A 6,495-nucleotide genomic window follows, 5' to 3' on the forward strand; every position below is an offset into this window, starting at 1 on the left:
CGTAAATTCGAAAAAAGGCATTTTCCCACCATCAATTGAGCTCTGTCTGTTCCAGCACCTTGAGCAAGTCCGGGATCCGCACCCAGGCATCTTCTCGATCCAAATCGGGGCTGGCAAGAAGGGCCACCAAAGCTGGATCGCAGACCGGCGCCAGCAAAGGGAAATAATTGAGCCCTGCCACCTGGGCGATGATCCAAAAGTAGGGGAGCACCGCGTTGCGGGGCAGGATCTCGATGACGGTGGCGCCGGGTTGACAAAAGGCGAGGTTGGTCAGGCCCGCCCCATGGATCCCGATCACCGCCTCGGCCCCTTGCATCAGCGCTATTTGCTCCGCTAGAGAAAGGGTTTCCAGTTGCACCGATACAAATCCCCAGGGGCGCAAAGCCGCCAGCACCTCCGCTTCGTTGATCACCCGCCGCCAGCGGGCAGCACGACGGCTGATGTAGATCCGCCGCGGCAGCAAGGGAGCGCTGGACAAGCTCGGCCGGGCCAGTTGCCGCAGCACCGCCAATCCCCTGGGCGTCAAGCACCCCGCCGGAGCCCCTGCTGAGGGCACGATCAGGTTCTGCGCTTGCAGATGGGATCCCCCCACCTGCTCGAAGCTGAGGATGGGCTCGGCTGCGATCCCCAAAGCGGCCAAGCTCTGCACCTGAAAGGGTTTTCTTTGATACCCGTGGATCAAGATGGGGATGTCTTTTCCGAGGGCGCCCGACCGCTGCAGGACATCAAGGGCAGGCAAAACATCCACCATCCAGTGAAAGTAATTGACCGCTCCCAACGGCAAGAGGGCGACAGAGCCGTCCAGTGGGATCGGCGGCGGCAGGTGGGGTAAGCTCAAGATGGGGTGGTGTTCCAGGTGATCCGGCCCCCAGTCCCAGTCGAGAAACTCCGGTGGCGGCAAGCTGAGGGAGACATCGGCCAGCAATTCTCCCCGGCGGGTGAGCACCGCACTGGCAAAGCTGGCGTAGAGGTGGCGGGGATAGTGGCCCACATGGACGGATCCGCGGGGGATCTGGGCCACAAAAGTCTCGGCCAGGGGGATCCGCTGCGGGCGCAGCTTTTGCCCAATGGCCGGATCAGCCACAGGGGGCGCTTGCAGACAGAGCACCTCCCCTGGATCCAGTGCTTGGTAGTCCCCTTCGCCTGTGGCCTGATGCCACTGCCGGGTGGTGAGGTAGCCTTGGGCTGGCAGCGGCCAGGAGTCGGTTACAAGGGGGCTGGCCTGGGCAACAGAGCCTGCCGGAGCCCAGCGCCGTCGCCAAGCCGAATCCAGGTCCTGGGGGATCCCCTCTCCCCTGCCTGCCTGCTCCAGTCCAGACCGCAGCGGGCTTTCTCTGCCGCTGCCTTCGCACCACGCCTGCAGCCACTCCCGCTCCGCCGCCACCGCCTGCCGGAACTTTTCCCAGGCAGCCTGCGGGTCATCCAGCCGCACCTGGGCCTCTGCCCAGTAGCTGTAGAGCTCTGCCGTCTTCGTGCCCCGCGCTTCCGCCTCCCGGAAACACCGCACCGCCTGCGCCGGATCCCCTTGATCCAGCCAGGCCAAGCCCATCTGCACCCAGGGATCCCCCCACTCCGGCCGCAGCCGCACGGCTTGCTCCAAGGCCGAGGTGGCCTCCTGGAACCGGCCCAACTTGAGCAGCGCCAGGCCCCAGCGCCAAGAACTTTCTGCCGCTGCTGGATCCCACCGGCAAGCCCGCTCATACCACTCCGCTGCCGCGCTCCACAGCCGGCTGCGCTCTTGGGTTAGGCCAACGCGATGGGCGGCCAGCGCCGCCAGATCGGGAGGAAGGGATCCCTGCTCCACAAGCTGTCGGTACAAAGCCGCCGCCTGCGGCCAATGGCCTTTTTCCCATAGCCCCTCTGCCAGCTCCTGCAGCTCCCTTGCCCACCCACGCACAGCCTCGGCTTCGGCTACACCTCCGGCTGTCTGCATTGCCAAGCCCTCTTGCCACACAAGCTGCGCCTCCAGCTCCCGCCCCAGCAGCAGATAGGCAGCTCCCAGCCCCCAATACAGCTCTGAGGAGGGGGATCCCTGCTGGAGCTGCTGCTGCAAAGCTTGGACAAGGCACTCGTAACGCCCCTGTTGCCAGTCTTCAAGGCTGGAGACAGAAAACAACGGATGTGAGGGCAGAGCCGGGTCGGGAGCCATGTCTATGTGGATGAGAAACAGTGTTACAAACTGCAACAACCCCCCCACTCTGGGCACATCCCCCTAGTATTCTAGGCTTGGCTTCTCCCTCCGGCATCAATCCTTCTCGGCTCAGGGAGAGACATCGGTTCGAGCGTGGGTCGGCCTCTTCACCCCAAAGGCTATGGCCCGCTGCGCGATGGGAGGGCACCGTCCTCAGCCTTTGTCGGCCATTTTTTCGATAAAACGGAGTTTAAGAGATCGATGGGTATCAACGTATCCGCTGGCACCGTCGTTTCCAGCCCCCGTCTGTACCAAACCGTGCCCGTATCGACCATCTCCCAGGCAGAACAGCAGGATCGCTATCTGGGACGTACCGAGTTGGATCGCCTGGAGGACTTTTTCTCCAGCGGCCTGAAGCGCCTGGACATTGCCCAAGTGATCGCGGCCAACTCCGAAATCATCGTCAGCCGGGCGGCCAACCGCATCTTCACGGGGGGCTCGCCCATGGCCTATCTGGAGCGGCCAGAAGTCACTCAGGACGAGAAGGAAGCCTTTAAGTTGGGCACCGCCTTTTACGTGGAGTCCACCGGCGGCTTCCTCGAGGCCATCCGCAACCTCTTCAGCGCCAGCGGCGTGGAGATTCCCCCCAACTTCCGCCCCATTAACATCTCCCGCTACGGCGCCGCCAACATGCGCAAGTCCCTGCGGGATCTGAGCTGGTTCTTGCGCTACGTCACCTACGCTCTTGTGGCCGGGGATCCCAGCATCATTGCCGTCAACACCCGTGGCCTGCGGGAGATCATCGAAAACGCCTGCTCCGCCGAGGCCACCATCGTCGCCATTCAAGAAATGAAGCGGGCTGCCGCTGGCTACTTCCGCAAAGATGCCGAGGCGGTGGCCATCATCAACCAATATTTCGATGTCTTGCTGAGCGAGTTCATCGCTCCTTCCCCCTCCGATAAGCTGCGGCAGCGCAACGCCAGCACCGCCGATGGCCTGCCCCTGCAGGGGCTACAGCTCCCCCAGATTTACAACTTGGCGGCGGAAAAAGTGCCCGTTTTTGCCATGAAGCCGGGGCTGTCCAACGCCGAGAAAGAAGACGTGATCAAAGCCGCCTACCGGCAGGTGTTCGAGCGAGACATCCGCCGTGCCTACGGCCTCAAGCTTTCCGACCTGGAATCGAAGGTGAAAAACGGCGAGATCTCCATGAAGGAGTTCATCCGCCGCCTGGGCAAATCCGAACTGTACCGCAAGCAGTTTTACGAGCCCTACATCAACAGCCGCGTCGTGGAGCTGGCCTTCCGCCACTTCCTAGGACGGGCCCCAGAAACCCGCGAGGAAGTGCAGACCTACTTCTCCATCATCTCCAGCAAGGGTCTGGCCGGCCTGGTGGATGCGCTGGTGGATAGCCGCGAGTACGGCGACTACTTCGGCGAGGAGACGGTGCCCTACCTGCGCAAGCTGGGGGTGGAAGCCCAAACCAGCGCCAACTGGGGGGCCAAGTTTGATCTTTACAACTACGCTGCCCCCCGCCGCAAGGTGCCCCAGTTCATCACCCTCTTTGCCCGCTACAATCGCCCTTTGCCGGATCAGCATGCCTATGGCGTCGGCAACGACCCGCTGGAGATCCAATTTGGCGCCATCTTCCCCAAGGAGACCCGTTCCCTCAACGCCAGCCCCGCCCCCTTCAACAAGGATGTCAAGCGCATCCTCATCCGGCGCGGCTTTGCCCTCACCAACGAGCGCACCAATCCCAGGGCGGCAGGGGATCCGGGCAGCTTGGGGCCCAAGGTTTTCAAGCTCACCCAAACCCCTGGGGATCGCAGTCGGCGGTTGGGGGCACGGGCGGGGATTGTTGGCAGCGAGGGATCCACACAAGCGGTGATCCGCGCCTGCTACCAGCAGCTATATGGCTATGTGCCCTACGAAGGCCAACGGCTAACCCGCTGGGAGATCAAGCTGGAGTCGGGCGAGATCAGCGTCAAAGAGTTTGTGCGCCAACTGGCCAAATCGGATCTCTTTCGCAACAAGTACTGGTCCAGCTTGTATGTTTGCAAAGCCATCGAGTTTATCCACCGCAAGCTGCTGGGCCGGCCCACCTACGGGCGGCAGGAGATCAACCGTCTGTTCGACATTGCCTCCAAGCAAGGGTTCTACGCGGTGGTGGATGCCATCCTCGACGGCGAGGAGTACCAGCGGGCCTTCGGAGAAGACATTGTGCCCTACGAGCGCTACCTCACCCCCGGCGGCCTGGCGTTGCGGCGGATGCGCCCCGGATCCAGCGATATGGCGGCGCTCAAGCCCATTCGCACCGATGAGGATATCCCCCTCTTTGTCAAGTTGGGCCAGCCGCAGGATATGCCCTCCGGCGAGCTGGAGATCCAGCGGCGGGCCCAGCAGGGAGTGCCCAAGGTGCGCCAGGAGGTTCCCATCTTCAAGCTCACCAGCCTGGCCAACAAAGCCGAGGTGAACAACCTCATCCGCGCCGCCTACCGGCAGGTCTTTGAGCGAGATATGGACATTTACAACATCAGTGCCGAGCTCAGCTCCGCCGAGTCCAGGCTGCGCAACGGCGAGATCACCGTCAAGGAGTTCATCGAGGCGCTGGGGTGTTCAGAACTGTACCGCTCTGAGTTCTACGCTCCCTATCCCAACACCAAGGTGATCGAGTTGGGCACCAAGCACTTCCTGGGCCGCGCGCCCCTGAACCAGCAGGAGATCCGCAAGTACAACCAGATCCTGGCCACCCAGGGTTTGAAGGCCTTTGTGCGCGCCTTGCTGAATACCCAAGAGTACCGGGATCTCTTCGGGGAAGATACAGTGCCCTACCGCCGCTTCCCCACCTTGCCGGCGGCCAACTTCCCCAACACCCAAGAGCTGTATGGCCGCCTCACTAAGCAAAACCGCGAGCTGGTGGTGCCCAGTTTCAGCCCTGTTGGCAGCAACGATCGCAGCTAGATTAACTCCCCTCTCCCCTTGTGGGAGAGGGGCTGGGGGTGAGGGAACGGGCTGCGTAGCCCAAGTGCTGCAGGGCGGCGGGGGTAACCACCCGCCCACGGGGTGTGCGCTGCAGATAGCCGATCTGCAACAGGTAGGGCTCGTAGACTTCTTCGATGGTTTGGGGATCCTCACCCGTCACGGCGGCCATCGTCTCCAGGCCCACGGGCCCGCCCGCAAACTGCTCCACCAGGATCGTCAGCAGCTTACGATCTGTCCAATCCAGCCCCATAGGATCCACCTGGAACAACTCCAGGGCCGCGGCTGCCGCTTCTCGGCTGATGTGGCCATCTCCTCGCACCTGGGCATAATCGCGCACCCGCTTGAACAAGCGATTGGCAATACGCGGCGTGCCCCGAGAACGGCGGGCGATCTCTGTCGCCCCTTCCGGATCGATGGAAGTGTTCAGGAGACGGGCAGTGCGCAACACGATTTCCACCAGCTCGTGGGGCTCATAAAAGCGCAGCCGTTGCACATGGCCAAAGCGATCCCGCAGCGGCGAGGTGAGGGCGCCGATGCGAGTGGTGGCCCCGATGAGGGTGAAGCGCTCCAAGGGCAGAGAGGTGATGCGGGCCGAGCGACCCTTGCCGATGGTGATATCGAGGCGAAAATCTTCCATGGCCGGGTAGAGCAATTCTTCCGTCACTTTGGGCAGGCGATGGATCTCGTCGATAAACAGCACATCCCCCCGCTTCAGGCGCACCAGGTAGCCGGCAATGTCGCGGGGGCTCTCCAGCGCCGGGGCTGTGGTCATGTAGAAGTGGGATCCCATTTCTGCCGCCAGCACCGCAGCCACCGTGGTTTTGCCGAGGCCGGGCGGGCCATAGAACAATAGGTGATCCAAAGGCTCACCGCGGGCCCGGGCCGCCGCAATGGCAATGGAAAGCACTTCCTTAAGCTCCGTCTGACCGATGTACTCGGCTAGGGTGCGCGGGCGCAGGGATTCTTCCTGAGCCTCGCCAGGCTGAGCCTGTGGCTGCAACAGCTCATCGGCTTGCCGGCCCCGGTTCTGGGAGCGGAACTCCATCCCTTCTCTGCAAGCAGAACTCTTTTGCTGCTGCCCGGGATCCTCAGCCCCCACAGCCCGAGAAGAAATGATCGCCATATCCTTTACCTGCAGATGCAATAGCCCTACTCTAACTGGAAAAAACTGGGGGAAAGGTCCTGGTAAACCGTTTGCCGATTTTGGTCTCCCACCTGGGTAGAAAGATTGGAGGGGGCAGTAGAAGAAAAAAATCCCCCGGCATCTGCCAGGGGACTCAAGAAGGAGTAGTCTACTCGGTCAAGAGTGGATTAGCCACGGATGGCCGGCGCCACTTCCACCGCCGCCAAATCCAGCGGGAAGTTGTGCGCATTCCGCTCGTGCA

3 protein-coding genes are annotated in these 6,495 nt (G+C 62.3%); 1 reads left to right on the forward strand and 2 read right to left on the reverse strand.

The window, feature by feature from the left end; genetic code table 11:
* Positions 1–31: 31 nt before the first annotated feature.
* Positions 32–2,188 (reverse strand): glycosyltransferase 61 family protein, encoded by a 2,157-nt coding sequence (locus NW851_RS12120; RefSeq protein WP_414338825.1) that lies wholly within the window; start codon positions 2,186–2,188, stop codon positions 32–34.
* Between the two features lie 204 nt (positions 2,189–2,392).
* Here NW851_RS12120 and NW851_RS12125 point away from each other — a divergent pair, with 204 nt between their 5' ends.
* Positions 2,393–5,089, forward strand: a complete 2,697-nt coding sequence (locus NW851_RS12125) for a phycobilisome rod-core linker polypeptide (protein ID WP_414338828.1) — start codon at positions 2,393–2,395, stop codon at positions 5,087–5,089.
* 1 nt (position 5,090) lies between these two features.
* On the opposite strand, the gene ruvB is transcribed toward NW851_RS12125, so the two are convergent.
* Positions 5,091–6,233, reverse strand: a complete 1,143-nt coding sequence (gene ruvB / locus NW851_RS12130; RefSeq protein ID WP_414334583.1) for a Holliday junction branch migration DNA helicase RuvB — start codon at positions 6,231–6,233, stop codon at positions 5,091–5,093.
* Between the last annotated feature and the right edge of the window lie 262 nt (positions 6,234–6,495).

Source organism: Synechococcus sp. H55.7 (assembly GCF_047462395.1).
Classification (GTDB): Bacteria; Cyanobacteriota; Cyanobacteriia; order Thermostichales; family Thermostichaceae; genus Thermostichus.